Genomic DNA, 24602 nt, shown 5'->3' with positions numbered 1-24602 from the left:
AGGTACTGCTTTGCAAAATAAGAAGCATAATGTGAATAAAGTTGCTAATCGAGAAGCCTTAATTGGTGTTGGATTAGTCATTTTTAACTTTGTCTGGTGGTATGGGTTTGCTTATGGTCTAGGAAGTAAGGATCCAGAAGAATATAAATACATAGTTGGTTTGCCAGATTGGTTCTTCTATAGTTGTGTCATAGGTCTAATTGTCATGATAGTCTTGGTGATTGTTGTCATAAAGGTTTTCTTTGTTGAGATTCCCTTCGATGATGAGGAAGGGGAGGAAAAGTAATGGTGAATTGGGTTGCAATTATTCCACTCGCTATTTTCTTAATTATAATCTTTTTGATTGGAATATACGCTAGTAAATTTGTACAATCCTCTCAATCCTTTATGGATGAGTATTTTTTAGGTGGGCGAAGCTTTGGTGGATTTGTCTTAGCGATGACAATGGCCGCGACCTATGGAAGTGCGAGTAGTTTTATTGGTGGTCCAGGAACAGCCTATACACAGGGATTAGGATGGGTTCTGTTGGCAATGTCACAGGTAGTTACTGGTTACTTTGTGTTAATGATTTTAGGCAAGAAATTTGCAATTGTAACAAGGAAATATAAAACATTAACACTGGTTGATTTTCTAAAAGTAAGATATAACTCTTCTGTTGTTGTTATCCTTTCTGCGATAAGTATCATCGTGTTCCTATTTTCGGCCATGTCTGCACAGTGGATAGGTGGAGCGCGATTAATTGAATCACTTACAGGTATTTCTTATACTGCTGCATTATTTATTTTTGCAGTGTCTGTTTTAATCTACGTTACAATAGGTGGGTTTCGTGCAGTTGCTTTAACAGACGTAGTACAGGGAACTGTTATGCTTTTTGGTACATTAATATTACTTATTGCTACGATTAAAGCTGGTGGTGGAATTTCCAATATTATTCAAGACTTACATGCGGAAAACCCAAATCTAATCTCGCCATTTGGGGCAGAAGGGACGTTAACTCCAACCTATGTATCTTCATTCTGGATTTTAGTTGGCGTTGGTGTTGTTGCCTTGCCACAAATAGCAGTTCGTGCGATGTCTTATAAAGATTCAAAGTCTATGCATCGTGCAATCATTATTGGAACAATTGTAGTTGGATTTATTATGTTAAATATGCATTTAATTGGTGTTTTTGCTAGACCAATTTTACCTGGAATTGAAATTGGAGATAAAGTTATGCCATTAATTGCGCTTGAGACAATGCCGGCATGGTTAGCGGGAGTTGTATTGGCAGCACCAATGGCAGCGATTATGTCTACCGTTAATGCGCTTTTAATATTAGTAAGTTCAACAATCATTAAGGATGTATATATTAACTATATAAGACCAGATGCACCTCATCAGACAATAAAAAGGATGAGTATTGGGGTTACAGCAATTTTGGGTGTGATTGTTTTTATTATGGCACTTGATCCACCAGATTTAATTATATGGTTAAACCTATTTGCTTTTGGAGGCTTGGAAGCAGCCTTTATTTGGCCAGTTGTGCTAGGTTTATATTGGAGAAATGGTAACAAATACGGTGCGATTGCATCGATTATAACTGGGGTCGGATTATATTCATTATCAGATCTATTACCGACACTACTCCCTAAGTATAGTGATGTTTTTCAATCATTTTTCAATCCATTTGGCATGCATGCGGTAGTTATGCCAGTTGTTGCATCATTCTTTGTATATGTTATTGTAAGCTTATCAACGAAGAAAAAAATTCCGACTGAATTAAAACCAAACTTCTAAGAAATGCGCTCTTTATATGGAGCGCATTTCCTATATACGTGAGGGGGAAAGGTCGTATGGATAGAGTTATTCTATTTGATGGTGTATGTAATTTCTGTAATTCAAGTGTCCAGTTCATTATTAAAAGGGATTCAACAGGAATCTATCAGTTTACTTCACTTCAGAGTGATATCGGACAAAAACTCTTAACAGAACATAACGTACCTACTGAATTGGACAGTTTTATTTACTTAGAAGATAACAACGTTTACTTTAAATCAACTGCGGCATTAAAAGTGTGTAGGAATCTTAAAGGTTTATGGAAGTTTGTTTATATCTTTATTATCATTCCTCGACCACTCCGAGATATGGTGTATGAAATCATTGCTCGTAATCGATATAAATGGTTTGGCAAAAGGGATGCATGTATGATCCCTTCGCCAGAACAACGGAAACGATTCTTGGAATAAGAATTCAGGCCTTGGGCGGAGTGCATCTCATTCATAAGTATGTTGTAAGCGGGAGAAGAACTTAATATACTAAAATTATAGAGATGCGGATGGGAGAGGTATGGATGGGTCTAGTTAAAAGATTATTTGGAACTTCGAGAGAAACGGTAAAGCATGAGAGGTCTTTTGATATACAAAAAGTAAATGATCTAATTATATCGGTTGATGTTACCGATGTGGAAGTAATTATACATGAGCTTCCTAAGGTGGATATTATGTTTGAATCCTATGAGGGTGGCCCGGGATTAGAAATAATGGATGCAGACAATGCCTTAACGATTATTTCTAAAAAAGAACATAAAGGTCCAACATTTGTTTTCGGTGAGTTGCCGAAATGCTATCTCAAGATTTATGTTCCTACAGATATTGCAAATCATTGGGATGTCTCAGCTACATCTGGAATTATTCATGCGTCCCATATTGTCTCCAAGACATTTCGAGCGAATGCAACATCCGGAAAAGTTACTTTATCAAAAATAACAGCCGAAAAGATAAATGTTCATACGACATCTGGAAAAATGCTCCTTAAAGAATTAAGGGCAGACAAATTAAGGTTCCATGCTAATTCTGGAATAGTAGAAATTCACTCTTCCTACGGTGATATAAGTGGTCAAGTTGGATCTGGAAGTATTCTAATATCAGAGGCAAAAGGTGAAGATTTAGAAGTGAAATCTGGCTCTGGTAAAATTATATTAAAAGAAGTTTATATGGAAAATGCTGCAGTAAAAGCAAATTCGGGTAAAATAGAAGCTGAGAAACTCTGGGCAGAAACTACGATTGCAGATGTTGGTTCTGGTAAAATTAATATGAACAATTTTCGTGGTTCTATTAAGGGAAATGCAAATTCGGGGAACATTAATATTTCAGTCTCAGATAACTCAACGTTAGATTTGAAAACAGGAAGTGGAAATATACATGTTGAATTTCGGGAATTTGAATTAAATGCGATGTTTGATATTAAAACTGGTTCTGGTGATATTATTACCAATATCCCCATGTATGTTGAAAAAAGGGAAAACCACCAACTACACGGAAAGACCGGGGATGGTGAGAATGTCATTCGGCTTCGAACTGGTTCTGGTAAGGCGGAAATGTTTACTACAAATAAAAGGAAGAGAGAGTGAACCTACTCTTTCTTCCTTTTGTACGTAGATAGGAAAGTATAAAAACTTTCCGCCGAAATAAGAAAAACTACCACATTCGTTAAAGGACGAAAGAATGTGAGTTTTTCTAACCATATGTGGCTTTTTATAAAGAAATATTCATCAATAAATAACCTACTTAAAAAAAGTAAAAAAAACAGGGTACTCGGATTATCGTGTAGAATACTCATATTAAATAGATAACATCTAACATACTATAAATCGGATAATAGTGTGGAATCTCTTATGAAGTTCTCTACATATAGAGATGGATAAAAAAAGTAACAGAAATAGCTTAATTAGTAAGAGTTAGTTTTCTTACATTTCATCAATATCATCAAATTGGATTATTGACTTAAAAAAACACCGATTATGGTTATAGGGGGGAACGTAAATTAATAGCAATAGGACAATTATCAAGTTGATTACCTCATAATCAACTTGATAGGATCGAAATCCAGCCAAAATTTATGTCTTCTAGATTCTGTTTATAGTTCTTCAACAATTCTCCACCCTTAACAGAAAGCAATAATTGTGGTGTTTTTCTGAAGGTAAGAGAATATTTTCATTCTGTTAGACTACTTTCCCCGGAGTACCACATCAAACCTTCCCCTTAAAACAAAAACAATATATAGTGATTTTTATCACTTCTTAATACTATATATTGTGTTAAGGTGATAAAGAATTAACAAGATACATAATTAAAAAGTCCAAAGGAGAGGTTTGTACATGTTCCAAAATACGATTGACATTATTGATAAATTCACATCCCAACAAGAAAACAAGCAAACAGATTATCTCAGGCACGAGAATAGTAATTATGTTTATTCCTTGCCACTCTTAAGGCATAATTTAACGAATCATGCGGAGGAAGAGTTTCTTTTTAATCACATTCTCCCACCAAAAATAAAAGAGTTATATGATGAGGGAATTGTCTATGTACACGATAAGCAGCTTGCACCTTATTGTGTATCCATTAGCTGTATGGACATTGCTACAAAAGGTATTCCGTCGCTGGCTAAAAATATGATCTCTTCCAAACCAACTAAGCGGCTTTCAACTTTAATACGGCATTTTAGTAATGTTGTTACATTAGTATCACAACAAGTCTCGGGTGCAGTTATGCTAGCACAATTATCAACCATCGCAGCTTCTTATTTGTTTGATGAGGAAAGCCGTGACATTACATACACAGATGAAGAACTCATAGAACTGTTTCAAAGTCTAATCTGGGAACTAAATATGCCACTTAGATCTGGTGCACAAAGCAGTTTTTCTAATATTACATTAGAGTTCGGGAAACCTTCAGAAGAAATAAAAGATGAATATGTCGTCATCGGTGGTAAAGGACGAAATATACAGTATAAGGATATACCAGCAACTTACTTTGACCGTATAAACCAAGCTATTATTGATGTAATGAAAAACGGGACCGGTAGTGATGGAATTCCTTTTACCTTCCCATTACTAACAGTGCAAATTGATGATCACTTTAATTACGATAACCCATTGTTTATCGAGCTTTTGGATAATATGTATCATTGGGGCGGTGTATATTTTGAGAACTTTAAAACAAAGCCATTTGAAGATATATATTACAAAGCATTAAATCCGCTTATTCAAGCAAAAGATCCAGAAGTTAGTAGAAGCCTTTGCTGTCGGCTGCAAATTAATTTAGAGACACTTTCCAAAGCTGGTGGTGGAGTATTCGGTTCATCAACAGGTTCTACTGGTGCCGTACAGGTGCTCAATTTAAACATGAACAGAATGCTTTTGGAATTCGGACATGACATGGATCTCATCAAAGTGAAGATACGTGAATACATGGAAGTTATGCAGGAAGCCCACATGGAAAAGAGAAAGTGGATTGAACAAAACAAGGAATTATACCCGACTTTTTTCGCCTTTAATAAAGATTTGAAAAACTACTTTAATGTGTTCGCCCTTACTGGTATGAATGAGGGCCTCATAAATTCAGGCTATAAGGATGGAATTAAAGATAAAGATGGTAAAATGATTGCACATGAAATTATGCAATACATGACAGAGATTGTAAATGAATTTATTGTGAGAGATAAAGTGGCATGTGGAATTGAGTATGCCCCTGCCGAAAATGCTGCCATCAAACTTGCACGCCATGATCTTAAATGGGCTAAAGCAAATAATCGAGAAATTTTTGTACAAGGTGAAGGAGATAATCCTTACTTGACTAGCGGCTGTATGACTCCATTTTCTGAAGATGATTTCCTAGAACAATTGGAAAACAGTGCCGAATTCCAAGGCTACGCTACATCCGGCAGTGTGTTACATCATTTTCTTGAAGCAAAAGTAAAACCAGAAGCCTTAGCAAGATATTTGGATAAAATATTTGAAAAACCAATTAATTACATTACATTGACACCAACTATTACATCTTGTATGAGTTGTGGTCAGAAAATTATTGCTGAAGATGCTAAGAACATTCATCATTGCCCTGTCTGTGCATCAGAAGACATCGCAACGTTCAGCAGGGTTATTGGTTATTTGAAGATGATTTCCAGAAATAACATACATGTAGACGATATGGGATATTATGAAGGAAAGTATAACTTTTGGTCAAAAGCGAGAAGGCATGATTGGACGATTAGAAAACGATTAAAAGAGGATGTATTGAAGGAGGTTGTTCACCAGTAATTAGCTGGTGAACACATCACAATGAAACTATATAATAACTTTATTCGCACATTTACTGATTTGCCTAATCATACGACACTATTGATTCATTCATTGTCAGGTTGTCCACTTCATTGTTTTGGCTGTCATAATTATGATGAAATCATCGCAAACACACCAAAAGAATATAAGACTGCAGATGATTTATATGACTATTTAAGGAAAAGTGGCTTTTTATTTGATGCCATCATGTTCAGCGGTGGTGAATTTCTTATAAATTCATTAAATGAAGTTCGTGATCTATTGCAACAGGTGAGAACACTTTTTGACGGAAAAATAATTGTAACAACAAGTGGTATCTATTACCAAAAAGTTCGTACCTTATATGAGGAAAATCTCGTTGATGGCATCCATATCGATATGAAGCTACCATACCATGTACTGGATGTAAAAGAAGATGCACAGATTTATAAGGATATTATGGGGATTACACCAAGTAAAAAGGTCGTCAATCAATTAATCGCAAGTGTTGACGCAGTAATTGAACATAACTCAATCTTAGACCAAGTACGAACAGTGCAATATCCATTGCTAGATGAGGCATTTTTTACAGAGATAAGGCATTTTGTAGAGGAAAGAAAAGCCTATCATGGAAGTATTGTGCCTTATTTTCAGAATGAATTCGTTCATCCTGTAAGTTAATAGTAAACACATAAGTCTCGTGGATCATCCATATACATACGATGATTGCGAGACTTTTAACATGGGAAACATTAGAAAAATGATCTTATCGTAGTAAATTCGCATCTTTTTGATGGTATCCCTGTAAGTAAATAATCATTACAACAAAGGAAATCAAATAATGAAAACTAATATGCTCAATCTACCAAACTTTAAGATAGTGGATATGAAAGAAAGTGAATATGATTATAGATTCTTAGTTGAGTCTACTGCTCTATCTCCTTCACATTGTTCAAAATGCGGTACTGTTGCAAACTTATATAAACATGGTAAGAAACAACAGTTATTTTTTGACTTGCCAATGCACGCAAAACGTGTCGGTATTTATGTCAATCGTCAACGATATAAATGTAGAGATTGTAATGAAACATTTTTTGGAAATCTGCCAGATATGGATGTCAATCGTTCTGTTACTAATAGGCTAATTAATTGGATTCAAGAAGCAAGCCTTGTAAAGACGTTTACCAGTGTTGCAGAAGAAATTGGTGTTGATGAGAAAACTGTACGAAACATCTTTAATGATTACGTTGATGAGCTTGAAGCTCAAACTGATTTTAGAACTCCTAAATGGCTTGGTATTGATGAAGTCCATTTGCTTAAAAACTATCGTTGTGTCATCACTGATGTTGAAAACAAGTCAGTAATTGACATCTTACGGAAACGTAATAAGGATACTGTTATCAGTTACCTTTCAAAGCTCCAAGACATTGATAAAATTGAACTTGTAGCAATGGATATGTGGAATCCATATAAGAGTGCTGTTAACACAGTGATACCACATGCTAAAATCGTTATTGATAAATTCCATGTCGTTAAATTAGCCAATGAAGCCTTAGAGAAAATCCGAAAAGCTAACCGTCAAAATGTGTCAGCAAAAGAACGCAGACAACTTATGAGAGATCGTTATGTGCTTCTTACAAGGAGTAAAGACTTAATAGACTTTGATGACCAGATAAAGCTACAAGTATGGACTCAAAACTTTCCATTGCTTGGACAGGCTTATGAACTTAAAGAGCAATTCTTTGACATCTATGAAGCCGAATCAATCAACAATGCTTATAAACTCTATCAAAATTGGCTTTCAAATGTACCTAAAGAATTAATGACTTATTTTGAAGATCTGATTAAGGCTATGAATAATTGGGAAGAAGAAATATTCAATTATTTTGATTCTCTGATTACAAACGCTTATACGGAGTCCCTGAATCGTTTAATTAAGACAATGAACCATGTTGGTCGTGGTTACTCTTTTGAAGCCCTTAGAGCAAAGATTTTGTTTACTCAAGGCTATCGTAAAGTTAAAAAGAAAAAGAAATTCAAAGAAGTTGAAGCTACTTTCGGAAAAATGTTACCTGATCAATTCCCAAATTGGTCACAAACTGGTTATGAATGGGTGTATGAAGAAATTTATGGTGCTGATTTTTCCACACTGATTAAAGCTATGAAAGAGGGTACTTTTTAACCCTCTTTCCACACTATTTTCCGATTACCCAAAAAACATAAAGTGCTACTAATAAAACAGTACTCTGAATAAATGCTACTATTACGTCTTTGCTGAAACTTCTATTAGTAATCCTTTTCTGTATTCTTAGGAATATAAGACAGATTAGCCACCAGATTAATAAACTTATTATCCAGTCTGTAAAAACCAAGTCTCTTCCTCCTTAATCCTACTTTTTAAATCTTTCTTTATAAAACCTCTCAAAATAAACAAGTGATTCTGGATTACTCAATGAACCTTTGTTTGCTACTTTTTCTAAAGGCTGCCCCATTAAAATTTTTTTAACAGGAATCTCAAGTTTCTTGCCGTTTAATGTCTTAGGTAGGTCCTTGACTGGTATAACTTCTGTTGGTACATGTCTTGGTGAACATTGTGCTCGTATTTGTTGCTTCACAGCCGCAATAATATCGTCAGTTAATTCTTGGTCATTCTTCATCATCACAAAAAGAGGCACAAATGAGTCACCATTTTCGAGTGGAATATCAACTATTAAACTATCAGAGACTTCTTTAACTTGGTCAACTGCACGATAGATTTCACTCGTACCAATACGAATCCCACCACGATTAATCGTAGCATCAGATCGACCATAGATTATGCAGGTTCCGCGCTCTGTGATTTTAATATAATCCCCATGCCGCCAAATTTCGGGATACATATTAAAGTAACTATCATGCATACGGATTCCATCTTCATCATTCCAAAAGAAAATAGGCATAGCTGGGAAAGGCTCAGTGATAACAAGTTCGCCGACTTCATTAACATGTGGCTTAGAATCTTCATCAAAGCTTTCAATTTTAACACCAAGGCCACGACTTTGTAATTCCCCTGCATAAACCGGTAGAATTGGAGTACCTAGGATAAATGCAGTACAGACATCTGTACCACCACTGATGGATGCGATAGAGAGATCATCTTTCACATGATCATAACACCACTGAAATCCTTCTGGTGGAAGTGGAGATCCTGTTGAACTGATTGTTTGCAAATGACTTAAATCAAATTCTTCACCTGGTGAAAAGTCATCTTTCATACATGCCGTTATATAGCTTGCTGATGTCCCGAATACGGTCATCTTCGTATTCTCGGCAAACTTCCACAGCATCTTTTTATCTGGGTATGCTGGATTACCATCGTACAGAATTATGGTGCTTCCAGTTAGTAAACCACCAACTAGGTAGTTCCACATCATCCAGCCAGTAGTCGTAAACCAGAAGAAGCGATCATTCTCATGCAGGTCTGTATGGAAGGTTAATGCTTTTAAGTGCTCGATTAACATTCCACCTTGACTATGGACAATTGGTTTTGGTTTTCCAGTAGTTCCTGAGGAAAATAATATCCATAATGGGTCACTAAAATCAACGAATTCATAGGTTATTTCTTGATTCGTATAGTTTACAACTTCATCCCATAAATGTACTGATTTGAGATTATTAAACGGCTCATCTGAAGTTAAATAAGGAATAGCAATCGTTGCTTCCAGTGTCGGTAGCTCAGACTGGATTTCTTTCACGACTTCCATACGATTAAATACCTTACCACCATATCGATAACCATCTACGGTAATCATTACCTTTGGCTCAATTTGCTTAAATCGATCAATGACACTTTGTTTTCCGAAGTCAGGGGAAGCACTAGACCATATAGCGCCAAGACTAGCAGTAGCTAACAAAGCAACAACAGATTCATAAATATTTGGTATGTAAGCAACAACTCGGTCACCTTTTTGTACACCTAGGCTTTTCAATGTGTCTTGCATTGCAGCAGTATCGTGATAAAGCATTTCCCATGTTATTTCTTGTTTTTCCGTTCGAATTTCTGATGTATGGATAATTGCGGTTTTATCTTTTTGGTAGTTCCGGAAAACATGCTCTACGTAATTAAGCTTTGCCCCATCAAACCATTTAGCTCCGGGCATCTTATGTGAAGTGAGAACAGTGTGATAGGGAGTAGAAGATTGGATATCAAAGTACTCCCAAATGCTTTCCCAAAATTGTTCAATATGATTTACTGACCATTCCCAAAGCGATGAATAGTCATTAAAGGAAAGGTCCTTTTTTTCCTCTAGCCAATTTATATATGTAATAATATTTGCATGGTTTATACGGTCTTGGCTTGGTTTCCAAAGTAATGTACCTTCTTCAATTTGTTTCATGTAATCCTCCCTCGAAATTCATCATTAATTTAATTATATGTAAACGGTTTCTGTGTGTAAAGATGAGAATAGTACGGTTAGAAAAATAGAAAAGCCCATTACCTTAATAATGGGCATCGTTTATAGTTTACTTCTCCGCAAGTTTATCGGCAAAGATTTTGACATAAGGTGGTAAATCTGGTGGACGGCGACTTGAAATAATATGTCCATCGGCAACGACCGGTTCATCATACCATGTTGCACCAGCGTTAGTCATATCGTCTTTGATACCAGGGGTGCTTGTTACCTTTTTGCCTTGTAGGATATTTGCTGAGATTAGGACCCAACCTGCATGGCAAATTTGGCCGATTGGTTTTTTCTCTGCATTCATTTCTTTGATAAATTGCAGAACCTCCGGATAACGTCGTAATTTATCTGGAGCCCAGCCCCCGGGAACAAGAATTGCGTCATAATCCTCACTTCTAATATCGGAAAATGCATAATCAGATTCTGCTGGAACACCATATTTTCCAATATATTTCTTGTTTGCTTCTTTTCCCACAAGATGTACGGTTGCACCTTCTTCTTGTAAGCGTAAAATAGGATACCAAAGTTCTAAATCTTCAAAGTCCTCTTCAACGAGAGCAATAACCTTTTTATCTTTTAAACGCATTAAGAACACCTCCATACCTTAGTGTAACATAGAAAAAACCACAGATTGTATTCTGTGGCTATAATGGACGTTCTCCAAATTTAATAAATGTATGTTCATCCTCAACAAGTCCACAGGAACCACATTGGATTCGATATTTTGGACCATTATACAAGGTATGGAATGGCTCTACTTGGCTATTTTCGTATTCATCCATAATATCCCCGGTTTGAGGGTCCATTTTTACCGGCTTTGCAACTTGCTCAATGATATTGAAGCGGGATCGGTTTGTTTTGCAATTTGGGCAACGGTATTTTTGCGCCATACTTACACACCTCCACTGTTAGTATGAAGCCATGTATGGATTTTATACTAGGAGGGATTATTAAAAGACTATTTTCGTAATGTTTGTTGCTTATTTGCGCAATTGATGGAAACTGCGCGGTAACTAATTATTTTTGGTAGTGCATCAAACCCGCTCCGGAAATACACTGCGCTTTCCATGGGTGGCTGTTGAGCCTCCTCGCGCTAAAAAGAGTGCACCTGCGTCTACTAGTAACGCTTCGAAGCATGTTTCCTCGGTGCAAGGGAGCAAAGATGCATAGTCAAGTAGTACCCTCACTGCGGGGTCTCACCTATGCCTGTCCTCCCATAGGAGTCTCCGTGTATTTCCTACGCTGGTAGTGAAATAGAATTTTTGTACTTAATTACTGAAAAAATATGTTACAAGCAATCCATAAATTAGAAACTCTAACTAGCGCAGGCAGAATACGGAGACTCCTGCGGGAATAGCACGTGTCCGAAGACCCCGCAGCGGCGAACTTTCCGCGAGGAGGCTGAGGCCGTGCCCGCGGAAAGCGGAGTATTCTGCCGGAGCGGTATGATAGCACTATCCTAAAAAAGTTACCGCACAGTCTATACAAATTGTGTAGTTAACAATAACCTCTTAGAAAATACCCTTTTAAAATAACCGTTTAAGCTTGTTAAAAAAGCTGTCATTTTTATCTTTTTCTGGTGTTTCTTTTTGCTCCGTTTTTTCTTCATAAAATATATTTTCTTTATCAATCGCATGGTCATAGGCAAGTACGGCTCCGATATCTGTTTCTACTTCTTCATTCGTAACAACTGTATACGGAATATGATGTTTATTTGCTAATTCCTTTTCTTCTTTAAGAAATCTTGAAGCTATTTTACCGTTGAAAAGTAATTTCGCACCTTTATTTTGCCTCATATTTTCCTCAAGCTTTTGTAACCCTTTATCGGTCATGACTTGGCCAATAGTTAAAGCTATTACAATTCGTTCTCGTAGGGTTCCAAGAAAATAATCTCGTTCCTCTTGTTTTGGTAATCGGGTACCATATATACCTTCTGTAAGATAATCTTCTACATTCTTCTTACTCATTTTGTGGATGCCTCGCTTTATCCGTATATTATTTTCTATTGTAAAATAGATGCGCTACTAGGTGCAAATAAAAGAGGATTATTGGACTAGGTGAAGAATAAGAATAAGAAAGGGGGAAAAACATGAATGGAATAATAATAGGGATCATCGTGATGTCGGCTATTCTTTATCTTATTTTTGCCATATATTATGACAGAAGAATTTATAAATATATTTGGAAACCTGGTACCATGATATTAATTATACTTCTGACTATTATTGAGTCGGGATTAAGTACGAATTTTAGTAATTGGGTATTATTTGCATTGTTATTTTCATTATTAGGCGATATTTTCTTAATGCTACGTGAAAAGTGGTTTATTCATGGTTTAGTTAGTTTTTTCATTGCTCATGTTCTATATATTATTGGGCTTCTTCTTATGTTTCGTTTTACGTTTACTTTAACAAATATAGTACTAATTCTCTTTTTAGTTTTAATCTCTGTTACATTTTATTTTTTCTTATTCCAACATGTACGAAAAGTAGGGGGCATTATTCTTCTTGTGGCAGTTGCTTTTTACATTGCTATAATTACAATAATGGTAGGCTTAGCCAGTATGACAGGTATAGCAATACTTATTGTTGCATCATTACTATTCTTTATTTCTGATGCTGTTTTAGCTATAAATAAATTTAGGGTTACATTTCGATTGGCAGATTATATTGTCATGAGTACTTATTTTACTGCCCAATTACTTTTTGCTATAAGTACAGGTGGCCTCTAGGCCACCTATATGAATTATTTTTTGCTTACACGTCTATTAGCAGCTTTACTTCTTTCATTGGCCACTATATCATCGTGGTCCGCAAGTTCTTCAGAATACTCTACATCAATTCCATCGGATAGTTGATTTTTAGGAGTTTGAGCAAAAAAGTTTTTTCCTGTTGCTCTATTATGGTCGCCACGTCCCATAACATTCACCTCTTTCTGGAGTATTCAATCATTAGTATGGGCTAAGAGACAAAATAAAAACGAGTAATCAAAAGGAAATTTTTCCTTAAGATTACTCGTTATATTATTTCAGCGGAGATGGATTTCTCATATCTACTGGTATTTCAGGTGTTTCTTCTACTTTAAAAGGAACTCCAGATTCATTACCATAACGATATTCGGATGGATCAACTGGTGTCCAGTCTTCGTTAGGAGAATAGAAACGTAGTAAGTCTCCATTTAACAAACGATCGGATAGTTCAAGTTCATGAAGTACTTCATTTTTTGTCTTCGTCATTTCTTCTGTAGGCTCGATTTCCTCACCAGTAGTATTATCATAATAAGTTCCTGAAACTAATGAATATTCAGGAGTTATAAAGTCACCTCTACGGAATGGAACGATATCCTTGTGACCTTTAGAAAATAGATCCGTTCCAAATTGGATATAATCTTGCCCGTCAATACCAAGTAAATGAAGTAATGTTGGCATAACATCCATTTGCCCTGCGTATTCATGAATGGTTCCCATTCCCTCTACACCAGGTATTTTAATTAATAATGGGACACGTTGTAACTGAGCATTCATAAATGGTGTAATTTCTTCTCCGATTATTTCACCCATTGCACGATTATGGTTATTAGAAATACCATAGTGGTCACCATATAATAGGATTACTGAATCTTCATATAACCCATCTTCTTTTAAATCATTAAAGAACTGTTCTAAGGATTCATCTAAATAGCGTGCAGTTTGGAAGTACGTATCCACTGATTTGTCCCCAGTTTCAGCTGGAGCAATGGATGCTAACTCTTCTGGCACGATATATGGATGGTGGTGTGTTAATGTCATCAAATGAGCATAAAATGGCTCTTCAAGAGATTCGAGCATTGGCATAGATTCCTTGAAGAATGGTTTATCCAGTAGACCATAGTTTATAACATTGTCTTCACTCATATCATAGTAACTTGCATCAAAGTACGTATCGATTCCAAATTGCTTGTAAATCTCATCACGGTTCCAGAATGATTTATAATCACCATGGAATACCGCAGAAGTATATCCTTGTTGTTGATTTATAATTGCTGGTAATGATTGGTACGTATTTGTACCTCTTGTTGTAAAGGCAGACCCTGTTGGTAATCCATAGATGGAATTATCCATAATTAGTTCAGCATCAGCGGTTTTACCTTGTTCCGTTTGATGGAAGAAATTATCAAAATACGTATAGTCTTGTTCCGGATCATTTACTAATGAGTTTAGGAATGGTGTAACCTCTTCTCCATGTAACTCATAGTTAATTAAAAATGTTTGGAAGGACTCTAAGTGTATTTTAATAATGTTTTTACCTTTTGCTACCCCGAATAATTCTGGGTTCGGTTCTGCATATTTATTTTTGGTATAGTTCTCAACTTCTGTAATATCATCACTATCCGCTAATACACGTTGTGATGAAGATTTAATATTTTGTAACGCATCATATATTGAGAAGTTATAAATTCCTAAATACTTCACAATATAATTACGATCAAATGTCCTTTTTAGTAGCTCTGGTCGGTCAGCTTCCGCTAAACCTAAGTTAAATGAAAATGCAATTAGACCAATAATAAGTACTAAAATAGGCTTCTTACGGCTCATTCTTTCTGTTGACCAACCTTTTTTTAACCATATAAATAAGGCAATAAGGATGACAACATCAAGTGCGTAAACAATGTCTGTCCAATTCATAAGACTAGCAATACTGCTTCCAAGGCTTCCAAAGTTATCGGTTTGGGTTAAGGTTGGAAGTGTTATATAGTCATTATTAAAACGATAGAACACAACATTTGCATATAGTAGAAAACTCATTAAAGTATCAATGATGATTATCCATATTCCTGCACGTCTTCCTTTTGCGAATAAAGCAAATCCTAGGAATATTAGGGCAGAACTTAATGGATTAAAGAAAAGTAAAAATTCCTGCATTCCATTTTTTATATCTAAATTAAATTCGTTTACGTAGATCAGATATGATTTTAACCAGAGTAATATTACAGCTACAAAAAAGAAGGACATCTTTGATGTTAAGACTTTTTTCATCATATTCACCCCATCTTTTTACTCTTTTATCCTGACACTTTATAAAGGAAAGTCGTCAAGTTATGATTTTAACGTAAATGACTCTATGAATCAAGTTAATTACCATTTTTTTCTATTGGGAAAGTTTGGGTGAATTGCTTGATTTGCCCTCATTGTACAAGTCTCTCTATTCAATTAACTAGAAAGCTATGATAGAATATTATTTGCTTGTCCTCAAAGAAAGGAACTTTAAAAATGAATATTCAATGTAGAATAATTATGAAAGAATATTTACTAGTTATTTTTGGCGCTACATTAGTAGCATTATCATATAACGTATTTTTACTTCCGTCCAAGCTTGCTGCAGGTGGTATATCGGGAGTGAGCACAGTTTTATATGAATTATTCGGGTTTAGTCCAGCAGCAACCCAATTTGTTATTAATATCCCTATATTTATAATTGGTTGGTTAGTATTAGGGAAAGACTTTGGCGGTAAAACATTAGTCGGTACTTTTTGGGTACCATTTATGATTGGCTTAACTTCTAATATACCTGTTACGATTACTAATCCCTTTTTAGGGGGGCTTTACGGTGGAATTGTCTTGGGTGTTGGCCTTGGAATCGTTTATATTGGTAAAGGTTCTACAGGAGGAACTGCATCCATCGCACAGATATTGAAAAAGTATACAGGTAAATCTAGTGGCTATACGCAACTAATTGTGGACGGTGTAGTTGTTACATCCTCTATCTTTGTTTTTAGTTTTGAACTAACACTGTTTGCACTGATGGCTATTTATATTTCTAGCAAAACAATTGATTTTGTGCAACTTCGAACTTCTGCTTCTAAGCTAATTGTAATCATAACGGAAGATGAACTGAAGGTGCAAGAATTAATCCGGACTGGAATTGACCGGGGATTAACAAAAGTAAGGTCAGTTGGGGGATATTCTAATAAGGATAAAACACTTATTTTTTGTGTTGCTGATCAACAAGAGGCTGTTAAGCTAAAAGGAATGCTTCAACAAGAAATTCCAGAGTCCTTTGTTATTTTCCTAAATGCATCAGAAATATTAGGGCGAGGTTTTACTTTGGATAAGTATTATGGACAGAAATTATAAGAAAAGCGGATTTTTCATAAGAGGTTAGTTTCTTAAGAAAAATCCGCTTTTTCAATTATCTTCTATCTCCGCCTAATAGGTCAAACAATCCTCCTGCAATACTGCCTTCACCTTTAGAACCGCCTCTTTGAGGAGCTGCTGCAAAAATACGACTAGCGAGCCTTGAAAATGGAAGAGACTGAATCCATACTGTTCCTGGTCCTTTAAGTGTAGCAAAAAATAGTCCTTCCCCACCGAATAGTGCAGTTTTTACACCGCCAACAAATTCGATGTTGTAATCAACCTCACCAGTCATCGCAACTAGACAACCAGTATCAACGCGTAATGTCTCACCAATTTGAAGTTCCCTTTGATGGATTGTACCACCTGCATGGACAAAAGCCATCCCGTTTCCTTCTAACTTTTGCATGATAAAGCCCTCTCCACCAAAGAAACCTGTTCCCATTTTACGCTGGAATTCAATTCCAACTGAAACACCCTTAGCAGCAGCAAGAAAAGAATCTTTTTGACAAATGAGTTTACCATTAATTTGACTTAAGTCCATGGGAATTATTTTTCCTGGATAAGGGGAAGCAAAAGATACGTGTTTTTTACCAGTTCCAATGTTAGTGAAGGTAGTCATAAATAAACTTTCACCAGTCAATACACGTTTTCCTGCACCGAGTAATTTACCCATAATTCCGCCCTGGCTACTTTTTGAGCCATCACCAAAGATGGTCTCCATTTGAATTTGTTCATCCATCATCATTAAACTTCCAGCTTCTGCAATAACAGTTTCTTGTGGGTCCAATTCAACTTCTACAAATTGCATATCATCCCCATAGAGTTTGTAATCAATTTCGTGATCGCTCATTTTAACATCCTCCTAAAATATGTAATAGTTATTCATACGTTTCAACTATAAAATGGATTCGTAAAAGATTGAAAAAGGGTGCTCTTTTTTTGAGCACCCTAAAGATTTCTCCTAATTAATTAGGCATGGTTCCTTGAACTGGCGCAAAACTGTTGATGTAGTTTTGCATATCTTCTTGTTTTAATTGAGGCACTTGATAATATTGATGTTTATTCTGATACAGGAATACTTCATAAGCCATTTCAATAAGATTTGGAATGCTATCGGCGAATACTCTTCGAAGTACTGGGTTAGTTGTTTCAAGTGCGGCCATTGTAAATGCTGATGAACTAGACTTTAAGCAACCCATGATAAATCCGGATACACATTCGTCATTTATCTCATTTACAGTCTGTGCCGGCTTTTTAGGTTGTTTTGGTGTCATTCCATAAAGCACATCGTTACTGCTGGCCATATTATAAGTTTGAGTTTTAACAGCAGGTTCATTCCCAGTTTTAAGTGTTTCAACCAGAGTATTATAAAGTTGAGTTAAGAATGTCTTGTGCTGCTGCATCATTGTTTTAAGTTGTGGATCTTGAACAAATTGCTCATAGATCATATATTGTTCAAGACCGGAAACTATTCCGCCAATAGCTTCGTGTGCATCAAAAAGCTCGTGACCACCATGGCTTATATTAGCAGGCATTTGCGAAGTACCTGTCAGGTTTTGTTGTTGTTGATTATTCATGTTCATGTTCAAGTTTTATTACCTCCTTAAGAAGAATCAAGTATATTATCTTCTGTTACAAGTGAAATATCCAAACCATAAATTAGGAAAAATACTTTAGATTGGTAACATGAGATTCGTGGATAATAATAAATGATTCAGTTGCTAATTAGGATGAGGTCACGCATGTAAATGTGCCTCCGAACTTTAATCTATATGCCCAATTAGCACGAACCACTTTCTCGTCATTCAAATTTTGCTAAGTTAGTGAATTTTTTAATAAGAAATGCTACGATTATGTTAGTTAAAGCAGGGAGGGGGAAATAAGATGCAAAGATTACCAATCCAAATTACGGATCGCATACACTTAATTGATGGGTTTGATATGGGGATCCCTTCAAGAACTGGTACATATGTTATTAATGAAGAAGAGCTAACGATTGTCGAAACGGGGCCTAGTCCTTCAATAAAACACATAAGAAAAGGTCTACAAGATTTAGGGCACACGTTAAATGAGGTTAAATATATAATTCTTACACATATTCATTTAGATCATGCTGGGGGCGCAGGAGTATTAATTAAACTTTGCCCACTTGCAAAGGTCATCGTTCATCCTCGAGGAAAAAGACATTTAATGGACCCTGTTAAATTAACAGGGGGTGCAAGAGCAATTTATGGAGAAAGCTTTTCTGAATTTTTTGATCCAGTTGAGCCAATTCCTGAGGAAAAGCTCATCGTAAAGGACGAAGGGGATACTCTTCAAATTGGGCCAAATTGTACACTGCAATTCTTGGATACTCCAGGGCATGCTCGTCACCATCTTGGTATTTATGATCCGGTTAGTAATGGGATGTTTACTGGTGATACGGCAGGGGTTCGCTATGATCAACTAGACCCACTGGGAATTGATTTGTTTTTACCATCAACCTCTCCAAACCACTTTGATCCAACTGCAATGCATGAGTCCATTGATCGTATGCTTGCTATGAATTTGGATTTTATTTATTTTGGGCATTTTGGTTCCACGTTAAAAACGACCAAAGCATTACATCAAGTGTCTGAGTGGTTAGATATTTTTGTAGAAGAAGGAGAGCAAGTTGTTGCAAAAGGTAAGGGCTATGATGTTCTTGCTTTAAGAATGTTTAATCGTGTGAAAGACCATTTGAATCAGCTTCAAGTTCCCGATGACCATCCTGTGTATATTTTGATAAATTTAGACATGCAAATAAGTGCTCTTGGAATTATTGACTATTTTCAAAAGCTTAAACAATAAACAAAACGGTAGCAATTGAAGTATTGCTACCGTTTTAAATTACTATCCAATTACTTGATCGCTACCTAAAAGGCCTTTTGAATTTAAATCTTTAAGGATTTTATTATAAGCGTCATCCACATTCTTTGCTTCAATTTTGATTTTTTCGCCTTGGAAGTCTTTCGTAGCATGTTCATATCTTGGATCATAATAATGGCTTAGCAATAATCTCGTTGCTTCTGCAAATTTTTCCTCATGAAGATATTCATCGATTTCTTTTGCTACTGGTGTATGAATTCGTTTTTTGATGATATTAAATGCTTCAAAGAACTTATCTGGGTAATCCCACGGGTGGTAATCATCTAATATATTTCGAACTCTTTCTTCAACTGGCATCTCTATTATAAGCTGTAGTCCTTTTTCTTTTTTTTCATAGAGGAAGTCAGGGATAACTACTTTGCCAATTCGTTTACTTTCTCCTTCAACAAACACGAATGGCGTATCTTTAAAATCAATCATTTTTTCAACAATAAGTGATTCAAATCGCTTTTGATTACTTGGGTTTAGCCCAATATGTCCAAAGATAGAACCGCGATGGTTGGACATTCGCTCAAAGTCCATTACTGGAAAGCCGTTATCAGCTAGTTTTTTCAAAATAGCAGTTTTCCCTGTGCCCGTGAACCCATTGAGGACAATGAAGTCAGGTTTGAATGTTCCCCTCTCTAAGTATTCCACAACAAAATGGCGGTATGAGCGAATGCCACCTGATAGACGGGTAGAATGGATGTCCATTAATTCAAGCACAGTGGCTGCTGTTTTACTTCTCATTCCTCCTCGCCAGCAAAAGACTGTGATTTGGGTTTCAATCTTTTTAAATTCACTAATAAAAGTAGGAAGCTTTTGAGAAAAAATTTGTAAGCCTCGTTCTTTGGCTGCATCAGGACCAACTTGTTTATAAATGGTGCCAACCTCTGCCCGTTCTTCATCAGTGAAAATTGGGATATTAATACTACCAGGAATAGTCCCTTGTTCAAATTCATTTGGAGATCGAACATCTACTAATGTATGGTTTTGTTTTTTGCGTTTTTCTAATAAATCAGGTAAGGAAATATCCTGAAACATGTTTACACCTTCTTAATCTTAACGAACGATTATTTTACCTTTGTTTTCTTCTGTTACATCCCCAATTATGCTTGCTTCTACACCCTTTGCCAGTAAATCTTCTAGTAATTGGCCGGCTTTAGTACCTTCCACAGATATTAATAAACCACCTGAAGTTACTGCATCACATAGAATATGTCTATTAATAGAATCCATTTTTTCTGGATAAATCACTACATCTTCCACATGTTTGTAGTTATTCTTTGTTCCACCAGGCATAGAACCTGCCTCTGCCAATTCACGAACTCGTGGAAGGACAGGTACCTGGTCCGAATAGATTATCATACCAACATTGCTTCCGATAGCCATTTCTGAGCCATGGCCCAATAGTCCGAATCCAGTCACATCGGTTGAAGCATGAACATCATATTTTTCCATAACTTCAGCAGCCGTTTTATTGAGTGTCGTCATGGCAGAGGTTACTCGTTTTACCTCTTCATTGGATAATAAATTATTTTTGATAGATGTTGTTAAAATTCCAACCCCAATAGGTTTTGTTAAAATTAGTTTGTCACCTGGTTGTGCTCCCGTATTCGTTCTTACTTTATTAGGATGGACAACTCCGGTTACAGCTAATCCAAATTTAGGTTCTTTATCATCGATAGAGTGTCCGCCAACTAGTGTAACATTAGCTTCTTTTAATTTGTCTCCTGCCCCACGTAGAATCTCAGAGAGAATGCTTTTGTCTAAGGTTGAAATAGGGAATGCTACAATATTAAGTGCTGTGAGTGGTTTTCCTCCCATTGCATACACATCACTAATAGCATTTGCGGCTGCAACTTGGCCGAAGTCATAAGGGTCGTCCACGATAGGAGTAAAGAAGTCTAGCGTTTGTACAAGGGCGATATCATCAGTAAGTTTGTAAACCCCAGCATCATCACTAGTATCCAGTCCAACTAAAAGATTCGGATCAGCAATGGGAGTAGGAAGATTTCGCAACACCTGAGATAAATCCGCAGGACCAATCTTACACCCACACCCCCCCTTAGAAGAAAGAGAAGTAAGTTTAATTTCATTTTCCATAGCTATCATACCTTTCTGTTTGGGAGGTGCCTGTCACTTCCCGAATTTTGTTGTAATTTGTCGAATGAATATTACATATCAACTTCTAATGCTATTGGGCAGTGATCACTGCCTAGGACAGTAGGATGAACTTGTGAGTCAATCAGTTTATCTTTGATTCTTTCAGATACGATAAAGTAATCAATTCTCCATCCAATATTACGCTCACGTACAGTTTTCATATAGGACCACCACGTATAGATTCCATCTTGATCTGGATAGAAGTAACGTAATGTGTCAATAAAACCAGCATTTAGAAAACGAGTCATTTTTTCGCGTTCTTCATCAGTGAACCCTGAATTTCCGTAATTTATTTTATAATTCCTTATATCAATTTCATTATGTGCAACGTTTAAATCTCCACATAATACAACTGGCTTTATTTTATCATGTGCTAAAACATGTTTAAATAAAGCATCTTCCCATTTTAATCTTATATCAAGTCTTGCCAAATCACGCTGTGAATTGGGAGTATAAATATTGATGAGAAAGAAATCATCAAATTCCAGTGTCAGAATACGTCCTTCCGATTGGGAATCCTGATCCCCTACACCATACTTTACGGAAATAGGCTCTTGCTTAGTAAAAATCGCTGTTCCAGAATAACCCTTCCGCTCCGCATAATTCCAGTATTGATAATAGCCATCTAATTCAAGATTTATTTGGCCTTCCTGAAGTTTTGTTTCTTGGATACAAAAAATATCTGCATTAACGTCATTAAAATAATCTAAAAAACCTTTGCGGACACATGCACGTAGTCCGTTAACATTCCATGATACTAATTTCATAATTTCCCCTCTTTATCCTAGCTCTTTTACTTTATTTAATAATCATAACATCAACTGCTGAATCGGTCATTGGTGTTGACTTTGCTAATTTAAAAAGAACATGTTGACTTCTAATGTGTATTAATCATATAATACACATTAGATAGTGTACTAATCGGTTAATACACATTTTTGCCAACAGTGTACTAGGTGGTTAATACAGAGGTGTAATGGTGTCATCAAGAAAGATAGGAGTTGGTAGCTATGAATATAAAGTTAAATAGCCGAGAACCTGTTTATATTCAAGTCATTCGGTATTTTAAAGAACAAATTGCAAAAGGTGTTTTTGAGCCTGGTCAGGAAATTTCATCACGGCGTGAATTAGCTAATAAGTTGAAAATTAATCCAAATACTGCACAAAGAGCGTATAAGGAAATGGAGGAACAGGGCTTGATTTTTACAGAGGGAAATCTACCAAGTAGAATTACGAAAAATGAAATGATCATTAAGCAAGTTCGTGAAGAGTTAATCTTAGAGGCTGTAAGTACATTCATAGTTGCTGTTCAATCGATAAATGTACCGTTAGAGGAAGCAATTAATTTAGTAAAGAAAAAGTATGAGGAAAACCCGAATGAACAGGAGGGTAACCGATGATTGAAGTAAAAGATATTACCAAGAGATTTGGTAGAAAAAAGATATTGAATGGTGTTTCTTTTACCGCAAATAAAGGTGAGATTACATGTCTAATAGGAATTAATGGTGTTGGAAAAACAACTATATTAAATGCCATCATGAATCTAACACCAATTAATCGTGGAGAAATTCTAATTGACGGGGAAAAGATTCGTAAAGAAAGTTATGAAAGAATTACCTTTATTCCGGATGCCATTACCATGTTACCAAGTATGAAAATCTCAGACGCAATGCAGTTCATGGCAGACTTCTATCAATCTTGGAATCAAAAACGTGCAGATGAAATGATTGAATTCTTTAAGTTGGACAAAAACGATCGTCTTTCCACGCTTTCAAAAGGAAATTCTGCAAAAGTGAATATGCTTCTCGGTCTAGCTCTGGATGTGGACTATCTCTTAATGGATGAACCATTCTCAGGAATTGATATATTTAGTCGGGAACAAATCGCAGATGTATTCACAAGCCATCTAGTGGAAAATCGTAGCGTCATTATTACAACACATGAGATTAGTGATATCGAGCATTTGATAGATAAAGCTGTGCTTCTAAATGATGGTGTCGTATTAAGAGAATTTAATGCAGAAGAGGTACGAGAAAACGAAGGTAAATCGATAATTGATGTGATGAGAGAGGTGTACCAGCCGTGAAGAATTATTTAAAATTAACGAACTTTGAGTTAAGTCGTTTCTTTAAGCTATATGTCGTACTAATCGGATTAACGTTAGTTATGCAAACGGTCGGCATAATATGGATGTCAAACACCTATATGGGTTCTGTAGAGGGTCTACTTTTAGAAGGAAATACAGCTGAATTGATCAAAATGAACCTAGGAACATTCTCATTCAGTACGTTAACAACATCTTTATTGTTTAGTGGACCAATCATCATTTGTATCGCTTCTTTATTAATTTATGTTTTTCTTATCTGGTATCGTGATTGGTTTGGTAAAAATACGTTTGTTTATCGACTATTCATGCTTCCAACAGCAAGAATGAATTTGTTTTTTGCGAAAGCAACGTCGATATTTTTAATGGTTCTGGGACTTGTTTCTTTGCAGTTGGTCTTTATCTTGATTGAAAGTCAAATAGCAAAGCTGATTGTGCCAACAACGTATATGGAAAGTCAAAATCTTAATCAAATTATTAATGGTTTTGATTATATGCGTGTTCTTTATCCTACGACTTTGATTGAATTCCTTATTAATTACGGGATTGGGTTCATGGCTGTGTTTGTTATATTTACAGGGATTTTATTTGAGAGAAGCTTTCGCCTTAAGGGAATCCTCTTTGGGATATTGTTTGCGGGGATTTCGTTATTTGTATTTATTTCCCCAATTTTATTACAGGTGACCATTTTAGAAGGATTCTTTTATCCAGTTGAGTTATTTATTCTTATGGTCATTACTGGACTTATTGTAATAGCTGGTTCGGTTTGGATAAGTAATTACTTGTTGAATAAGAAGATAAGGGTGTGAT

General features: G+C 35.9%; 24 protein-coding genes. 13 read left to right on the top strand and 11 right to left on the bottom strand.

Annotation, left to right across the window (positions count from 1 at the left end):
* Window positions 1-10 precede the first annotated feature (10 nt).
* The 7 genes from K332_RS0117760 to K332_RS0117730 all read left to right on the top strand — a co-directional run bounded on the left by K332_RS0117760 (window position 11) and on the right by K332_RS0117730 (window position 8261).
* Window positions 11-286: a YhdT family protein gene (locus K332_RS0117760; protein WP_026908682.1), complete on the top strand. Its 276-nt coding sequence runs from the start codon at window positions 11-13 to the stop codon at window positions 284-286.
* Window positions 287-288: 2 nt separating this feature from the next.
* Window positions 289-1776 (top strand): sodium/pantothenate symporter, encoded by a 1488-nt coding sequence (panF, locus tag K332_RS0117755; RefSeq protein ID WP_026908681.1) that lies wholly within the window; start codon window positions 289-291, stop codon window positions 1774-1776.
* Between the two features lie 56 nt (window positions 1777-1832).
* Window positions 1833-2225, top strand: coding sequence for a thiol-disulfide oxidoreductase DCC family protein (locus tag K332_RS0117750; RefSeq protein ID WP_026908680.1), 393 nt, complete (start codon window positions 1833-1835; stop codon window positions 2223-2225).
* A gap of 104 nt (window positions 2226-2329) precedes the next feature.
* Complete coding sequence (locus tag K332_RS0117745; RefSeq protein WP_026908679.1) at window positions 2330-3388, top strand: DUF4097 family beta strand repeat-containing protein; 1059 nt, start codon at window positions 2330-2332, stop codon at window positions 3386-3388.
* Window positions 3389-4135: 747 nt separating this feature from the next.
* Complete coding sequence (gene nrdD, locus K332_RS0117740) at window positions 4136-6079, top strand: anaerobic ribonucleoside-triphosphate reductase (RefSeq protein WP_026908678.1); 1944 nt, start codon at window positions 4136-4138, stop codon at window positions 6077-6079.
* A gap of 21 nt (window positions 6080-6100) precedes the next feature.
* The gene (locus tag K332_RS0117735; protein ID WP_026908677.1) at window positions 6101-6760 is read left to right on the top strand and encodes a 4Fe-4S cluster-binding domain-containing protein; all 660 of its coding nucleotides are present in this window, start codon (window positions 6101-6103) and stop codon (window positions 6758-6760) included.
* Window positions 6761-6932: 172 nt separating this feature from the next.
* Window positions 6933-8261: an ISL3 family transposase gene (locus tag K332_RS0117730; RefSeq protein WP_245604751.1), complete on the top strand. Its 1329-nt coding sequence runs from the start codon at window positions 6933-6935 to the stop codon at window positions 8259-8261.
* A 208-nt stretch (window positions 8262-8469) separates the two neighbouring features.
* Here the strand turns inward: K332_RS0117730 and K332_RS0117720 are convergent, their stop codons facing one another.
* The 4 genes from K332_RS0117720 to K332_RS0117705 form a co-directional block, all read right to left on the bottom strand.
* Window positions 8470-10455, bottom strand: a complete 1986-nt coding sequence (locus tag K332_RS0117720; protein ID WP_026908675.1) for an acetoacetate--CoA ligase — start codon at window positions 10453-10455, stop codon at window positions 8470-8472.
* A 127-nt stretch (window positions 10456-10582) separates the two neighbouring features.
* A complete protein-coding gene (locus K332_RS0117715) occupies window positions 10583-11107 on the bottom strand; it encodes a type 1 glutamine amidotransferase domain-containing protein (protein ID WP_026908674.1) in 525 nt (174 codons plus the stop codon).
* Between the two features lie 58 nt (window positions 11108-11165).
* On the bottom strand, window positions 11166-11411 hold the full coding sequence (locus tag K332_RS0117710) for a hypothetical protein (protein WP_026908673.1): 246 nt from the start codon (window positions 11409-11411) through the stop codon (window positions 11166-11168).
* A gap of 636 nt (window positions 11412-12047) precedes the next feature.
* Entirely contained in the window at window positions 12048-12488 is a 441-nt protein-coding gene (locus K332_RS0117705; RefSeq protein ID WP_026908672.1) for a YueI family protein, read from the bottom strand.
* A gap of 122 nt (window positions 12489-12610) precedes the next feature.
* On the opposite strand from K332_RS0117705, the gene K332_RS0117700 reads away from it, so the two are divergent.
* On the top strand, window positions 12611-13252 hold the full coding sequence (locus K332_RS0117700) for a lysoplasmalogenase (RefSeq protein ID WP_026908671.1): 642 nt from the start codon (window positions 12611-12613) through the stop codon (window positions 13250-13252).
* Between the two features lie 14 nt (window positions 13253-13266).
* Here K332_RS0117700 and K332_RS23750 read toward each other — a convergent pair whose 3' ends face one another.
* Entirely contained in the window at window positions 13267-13440 is a 174-nt protein-coding gene (locus K332_RS23750; protein WP_084288103.1) for a YfhD family protein, read from the bottom strand.
* A gap of 103 nt (window positions 13441-13543) precedes the next feature.
* Window positions 13544-15535 (bottom strand): lipoteichoic acid synthase, encoded by a 1992-nt coding sequence (gene ltaS / locus K332_RS22840; RefSeq protein ID WP_036689245.1) that lies wholly within the window; start codon window positions 15533-15535, stop codon window positions 13544-13546.
* A 234-nt stretch (window positions 15536-15769) separates the two neighbouring features.
* Here ltaS and K332_RS0117685 point away from each other — a divergent pair, with 234 nt between their 5' ends.
* On the top strand, window positions 15770-16633 hold the full coding sequence (locus K332_RS0117685) for a YitT family protein (RefSeq protein WP_026908670.1): 864 nt from the start codon (window positions 15770-15772) through the stop codon (window positions 16631-16633).
* A 55-nt stretch (window positions 16634-16688) separates the two neighbouring features.
* Here K332_RS0117685 and K332_RS0117680 read toward each other — a convergent pair whose 3' ends face one another.
* Together K332_RS0117680 and K332_RS0117675 are read right to left on the bottom strand one after the other, a co-directional pair.
* Window positions 16689-17486 (bottom strand): TIGR00266 family protein, encoded by a 798-nt coding sequence (locus K332_RS0117680; RefSeq protein ID WP_026908669.1) that lies wholly within the window; start codon window positions 17484-17486, stop codon window positions 16689-16691.
* Window positions 17487-17601: 115 nt separating this feature from the next.
* A complete protein-coding gene (locus K332_RS0117675; protein ID WP_245604761.1) occupies window positions 17602-18219 on the bottom strand; it encodes a spore coat protein in 618 nt (205 codons plus the stop codon).
* 301 nt (window positions 18220-18520) lie between these two features.
* Here K332_RS0117675 and K332_RS0117670 point away from each other — a divergent pair, with 301 nt between their 5' ends.
* Entirely contained in the window at window positions 18521-19465 is a 945-nt protein-coding gene (locus tag K332_RS0117670) for an MBL fold metallo-hydrolase (RefSeq protein ID WP_026908667.1), read from the top strand.
* 42 nt (window positions 19466-19507) lie between these two features.
* Here K332_RS0117670 and mnmH read toward each other — a convergent pair whose 3' ends face one another.
* From mnmH to K332_RS0117655, 3 genes are all read right to left on the bottom strand, one after another.
* On the bottom strand, window positions 19508-20566 hold the full coding sequence (gene mnmH / locus K332_RS0117665) for a tRNA 2-selenouridine(34) synthase MnmH (protein ID WP_026908666.1): 1059 nt from the start codon (window positions 20564-20566) through the stop codon (window positions 19508-19510).
* Window positions 20567-20584: 18 nt separating this feature from the next.
* Window positions 20585-21628: a selenide, water dikinase SelD gene (selD, locus tag K332_RS0117660; protein WP_425414466.1), complete on the bottom strand. Its 1044-nt coding sequence runs from the start codon at window positions 21626-21628 to the stop codon at window positions 20585-20587.
* A gap of 71 nt (window positions 21629-21699) precedes the next feature.
* Window positions 21700-22455 carry an exodeoxyribonuclease III gene (locus tag K332_RS0117655; protein ID WP_026908664.1) on the bottom strand — a complete coding sequence of 252 codons (756 nt, stop codon included), beginning with the start codon at window positions 22453-22455 and terminating at the stop codon, window positions 21700-21702.
* Between the two features lie 243 nt (window positions 22456-22698).
* On the opposite strand from K332_RS0117655, the gene K332_RS0117650 reads away from it, so the two are divergent.
* From K332_RS0117650 to K332_RS0117640, 3 genes are read left to right on the top strand one after another with little or no spacing between them, the layout of a single operon-like run.
* Window positions 22699-23088: a GntR family transcriptional regulator gene (locus K332_RS0117650; protein WP_026908663.1), complete on the top strand. Its 390-nt coding sequence runs from the start codon at window positions 22699-22701 to the stop codon at window positions 23086-23088.
* Complete coding sequence (locus K332_RS0117645) at window positions 23085-23774, top strand: ABC transporter ATP-binding protein (RefSeq protein WP_026908662.1); 690 nt, start codon at window positions 23085-23087, stop codon at window positions 23772-23774. The genes K332_RS0117650 and K332_RS0117645 overlap by 4 nt, the downstream gene beginning before the upstream one ends.
* Complete coding sequence (locus tag K332_RS0117640; RefSeq protein WP_026908661.1) at window positions 23771-24601, top strand: hypothetical protein; 831 nt, start codon at window positions 23771-23773, stop codon at window positions 24599-24601. Before K332_RS0117645 ends, K332_RS0117640 begins: the two co-directional genes overlap by 4 nt.
* Window position 24602 lies beyond the last annotated feature (1 nt).

The organism is Paucisalibacillus globulus DSM 18846, assembly GCF_000482485.1.
GTDB lineage: Bacteria > Bacillota > Bacilli > Bacillales > Amphibacillaceae > Ornithinibacillus > Ornithinibacillus globulus.
The sequence above is the reverse complement of the archived record's forward strand: the minus strand, read 5'-3'. Positions and strand labels throughout refer to the sequence as shown.

What these genes read in the sequence shown, in the direction of transcription:
- K332_RS0117750 (WP_026908680.1), top strand. Translation starts at nt 1,833, where the DNA reads ATGGATAGAGTTATTCTATTTGATGGTGTATGTAATTTCTGTAATTCA.
- K332_RS0117745 (WP_026908679.1), top strand. Translation starts at nt 2,330, where the DNA reads ATGGGTCTAGTTAAAAGATTATTTGGAACTTCGAGAGAAACGGTAAAG.
- nrdD (WP_026908678.1), top strand. Translation starts at nt 4,136, where the DNA reads ATGTTCCAAAATACGATTGACATTATTGATAAATTCACATCCCAACAA.
- K332_RS0117735 (WP_026908677.1), top strand. Translation starts at nt 6,101, where the DNA reads ATGAAACTATATAATAACTTTATTCGCACATTTACTGATTTGCCTAAT.
- K332_RS0117730 (WP_245604751.1), top strand. Translation starts at nt 6,933, where the DNA reads ATGCTCAATCTACCAAACTTTAAGATAGTGGATATGAAAGAAAGTGAA.
- K332_RS0117720 (WP_026908675.1), bottom strand. Translation starts at nt 10,455, where the DNA reads ATGAAACAAATTGAAGAAGGTACATTACTTTGGAAACCAAGCCAAGAC.
- K332_RS0117715 (WP_026908674.1), bottom strand. Translation starts at nt 11,107, where the DNA reads ATGCGTTTAAAAGATAAAAAGGTTATTGCTCTCGTTGAAGAGGACTTT.
- K332_RS0117710 (WP_026908673.1), bottom strand. Translation starts at nt 11,411, where the DNA reads ATGGCGCAAAAATACCGTTGCCCAAATTGCAAAACAAACCGATCCCGC.
- K332_RS0117705 (WP_026908672.1), bottom strand. Translation starts at nt 12,488, where the DNA reads ATGAGTAAGAAGAATGTAGAAGATTATCTTACAGAAGGTATATATGGT.
- K332_RS0117700 (WP_026908671.1), top strand. Translation starts at nt 12,611, where the DNA reads ATGAATGGAATAATAATAGGGATCATCGTGATGTCGGCTATTCTTTAT.
- K332_RS23750 (WP_084288103.1), bottom strand. Translation starts at nt 13,440, where the DNA reads ATGGGACGTGGCGACCATAATAGAGCAACAGGAAAAAACTTTTTTGCT.
- ltaS (WP_036689245.1), bottom strand. Translation starts at nt 15,535, where the DNA reads ATGAAAAAAGTCTTAACATCAAAGATGTCCTTCTTTTTTGTAGCTGTA.
- K332_RS0117685 (WP_026908670.1), top strand. Translation starts at nt 15,770, where the DNA reads ATGAATATTCAATGTAGAATAATTATGAAAGAATATTTACTAGTTATT.
- K332_RS0117680 (WP_026908669.1), bottom strand. Translation starts at nt 17,486, where the DNA reads ATGAGCGATCACGAAATTGATTACAAACTCTATGGGGATGATATGCAA.
- K332_RS0117675 (WP_245604761.1), bottom strand. Translation starts at nt 18,219, where the DNA reads ATGAACATGAATAATCAACAACAACAAAACCTGACAGGTACTTCGCAA.
- K332_RS0117670 (WP_026908667.1), top strand. Translation starts at nt 18,521, where the DNA reads ATGCAAAGATTACCAATCCAAATTACGGATCGCATACACTTAATTGAT.
- mnmH (WP_026908666.1), bottom strand. Translation starts at nt 20,566, where the DNA reads ATGTTTCAGGATATTTCCTTACCTGATTTATTAGAAAAACGCAAAAAA.
- selD (WP_425414466.1), bottom strand. Translation starts at nt 21,628, where the DNA reads ATGGAAAATGAAATTAAACTTACTTCTCTTTCTTCTAAGGGGGGGTGT.
- K332_RS0117655 (WP_026908664.1), bottom strand. Translation starts at nt 22,455, where the DNA reads ATGAAATTAGTATCATGGAATGTTAACGGACTACGTGCATGTGTCCGC.
- K332_RS0117650 (WP_026908663.1), top strand. Translation starts at nt 22,699, where the DNA reads ATGAATATAAAGTTAAATAGCCGAGAACCTGTTTATATTCAAGTCATT.
- K332_RS0117645 (WP_026908662.1), top strand. Translation starts at nt 23,085, where the DNA reads ATGATTGAAGTAAAAGATATTACCAAGAGATTTGGTAGAAAAAAGATA.